Consider the following 2,735-nt stretch of genomic DNA (forward strand, 5'->3'; position numbering starts at 1 on the left):
GTACTCGGGCATTGCGATGTGGCCCTCCAACGCGGGCAACCAGTTCGCGTTGTCGGGTAGCTACATTCCGGGCACGCTGGAGCAGGCACGCCAGCTGGGCCTGCAGCTCTTGCAGGCGGTCACGCCGCTGAGCACCCAGGCCGTGGCGGCGGGCATCCAGAACCTCACTGGCCGTGCCGCGCGCGCCGTGGTCACCAACTTTTTCATCACCTCGGTCAGCCAGTCCACGTCCAGCGCGTCGCTGGACTCGGGCATCATCCGGCTGGACAATGCACCCGACCCGGCCCAGAGCACCGAGACACATTACCTCTACAACCTCAACGAGAACCTGATCATGTATTCGGCGGCCAGCACCACCCCCGACATCATTGCACCCGACTCGATCTGCTACTACTCCGAGAGCACGGGTCGTGGGTTCTCCAACGCCAGCGACGACCTGGCCCAGTATTTCGACCCTAAAACGGGCCGCAGCACTGGCAACCAGGTGAGCGTGATTGCGGTGCAGACAGCGCCCCAGCTCTACAACACCCCCGGTGTCGTGGCATCGTTTGCCGCGCTGCTGCGCAATATCGGTTACGCGGGTGGCATGCCGCCCGGCTGAACCCTGAAGCCCGCACCGACGCACGAGAGAAACGGAACGCTGTGAAAAAAGGTGGTCATGGCCATGGGTGAGGCGGACCTGAACAAGGAGCGGCTGGAGCTGGCCCTGGAGGCCGCCGGGCTGGACCTGTGGGAGAACGACCTCATCACCGGCAACGTCACGCGCAAGGCGACCAAGACGTTTGAAGAGCTGGGGTTCTCCGAGGATGAAATCGTCTCGGGCGTGCAGGACATCTACGGCCTATTCCACCCCGACGACATCGACACCGTGCGCAAGGCCGTGGCCGACCACCTGACGGGCGTCACGCCGCAGTACCGGTGTGAGTTCCGGCTGCGCTCCAAGAGTGGCGAGTGGATCTGGTTTGCCAACTATGGCCGCATCATGGACGGCCACAGCGAGACGCCCGGCAAGCGCTTGATCGGCGTCACGTTCAACATCCACGACCGCAAGTGCCGCGAGACCGAGATCGCCCAGATCAACCAGCAGCTCACCGAGCAGAACCGCCTGCTGCAGCAGCTCAACGCCACGCTGGAGCGGCTGGCCGCCAACGACTCGCTCACGGGCCTGTCCAACCGCCGCACGCTGATGGAGCTGGGCGCCAAGGAATACAAGCGCACGGAGCGTTTTGGGCACCCGATGTCCGTGCTGGTGGCAGACATCGATTTGTTCAAGACCGTCAACGACCTGTACGGCCACCTGGCGGGCGACCGCGTGATCTGTGCCGTGGCCCAGGTGTGTGCCGGGCACAAGCGCAGCGGTGTGGACATCGTCGCGCGGTTTGGGGGCGAGGAGTTTGTCATCGTGCTGCCCGAGACCGACAGCGCGAGCGCGTTGCAAGTGGCAGAGTCGCTGCGCCGCGAGGTCGAGTCCTTGCTGGTGTGCGTGGGCGACGAAGGGCAGGAGGTGGCCGTCACCGTGAGCATTGGCGTAGCCACCCTGTACAAGGGCTCGGGGATGAATTTTGAAGAGCTGGTGAACCGTGCCGACCAGGCCCTCTACCAAGCCAAGGGCACAGGGCGCAATGCCGTGTACTGCGCCGACATGCCGCCCGAAAAAGGGGGCGTGGTCGAGCAGGTTTCGCTCGACCTGGGAGGGGGGATCTCTCAGCCCTGAGGCCCGCGCGCGGCCTGGTGGATCGCCGCCCGGATGCGCGGGTAGGTGCCGCAGCGGCAGGCATTGCCCGACATGGCGGCGTCGATGTCGGCATCGGTAGGCTGCGGCGTTTTCTTCAGCAGGGCACAGGCCGACATCAGCTGCCCGCTCTGGCAGTAGCCGCACTGCGCCACATCCACCGCGGTCCATGCGGTGCGCAGTGCAGTGGCTTCGGGGCCCTGCAGGCCCTCGATGGTGGTGACCTGGGCGCTGCCCACGGCCGACAGGGGCGTGATGCAGGCGCGCACCGGCTCGCCGTTCAGGTGCACCGTGCAGGCGCCACACAGCGCCATGCCGCAGCCAAACTTGGTGCCGTTCATCTGCAGCTCGCCGCGCAGCAACCACAGCAGGGGTGTGTCGGGTTCGGCGTTGACAGCGACGGGTTTGCCGTTGAGGTTGATGGTCGTGGTCATGGGGGCTCCGGTGCGGCGGGTCAGCTGAGCTTGAGCGGCAGCGCGCGCAGGCGCTGGCCGGTGAGGGCAAACAAGGCATTGGCCACGGCGGGTGCAATGGGCGGCACGCCGGGCTCGCCCACGCCCTCGGGGGGCTCGGCGCTGGCGATGATGTGGGTCTCCACGCGGGGGCAGTCGGCCATGCGCAGCAGGGGGTAGTCGTGCAGGTTGCTCTGCTGCACCTGGCCGTCTTTGATCGTCACTTCGCCCCACAGCGCCGCCGTGAGGCCGTAGACCACAGCGCTTTCCATCTGCTGGGCAATCAGGTTGGGGTTGATGGCCGCGCCGCAGTCGATCACGCACACCACGCGGTGCACGCGGATCGCCTTGTCGGCACCCACCGACACCTCGGCCACCTGAGCGACGATGGAGCCGAACGACTGGTGCAGCGCTACGCCGCGCGCCCGTTGCACGCCCGACGCATCGGGCGGCAAGGGCTGGCCCCAGCCCGCCAGATCGGCCGCCTTTTGCAGCACCTTCAGGTGGCGCGGGTGTTTTTGCAGCAATGTGGCACGGAAGGCCACCGGGTC

At 66.5% G+C, this 2,735-nt stretch carries 3 protein-coding genes and 1 pseudogene; 2 read left to right on the top strand and 2 right to left on the bottom strand.

Translation table 11 applies throughout. The annotated features are described in order from the left end of the window. A pseudogene (locus tag DBR23_RS28550) lies at window positions 1-601 on the top strand (DUF917 family protein); the annotation flags it as partial. Between the two features lie 63 nt (window positions 602-664). Next, window positions 665-1,714, top strand: coding sequence for a sensor domain-containing diguanylate cyclase (locus DBR23_RS28555; protein ID WP_056062052.1), 1,050 nt, complete (start codon window positions 665-667; stop codon window positions 1,712-1,714). On the opposite strand, the gene DBR23_RS28560 is transcribed toward DBR23_RS28555, so the two are convergent. Both DBR23_RS28560 and DBR23_RS28565 read right to left on the bottom strand, forming a co-directional pair. Further along, entirely contained in the window at window positions 1,705-2,166 is a 462-nt protein-coding gene (locus DBR23_RS28560) for a (2Fe-2S)-binding protein (RefSeq protein ID WP_108500298.1), read from the bottom strand. The genes DBR23_RS28555 and DBR23_RS28560 overlap by 10 nt on opposite strands. A gap of 20 nt (window positions 2,167-2,186) precedes the next feature. Then, window positions 2,187-2,735, bottom strand: a 549-nt coding sequence (locus DBR23_RS28565; protein WP_146191478.1) for a molybdopterin cofactor-binding domain-containing protein, incomplete at its 5' end; no start/stop codon positions are given.

It is taken from the genome of Acidovorax sp. HMWF018, from assembly GCF_003061035.1.
Taxonomy (GTDB): Bacteria; Pseudomonadota; Gammaproteobacteria; order Burkholderiales; family Burkholderiaceae_C; genus Acidovorax; species Acidovorax delafieldii.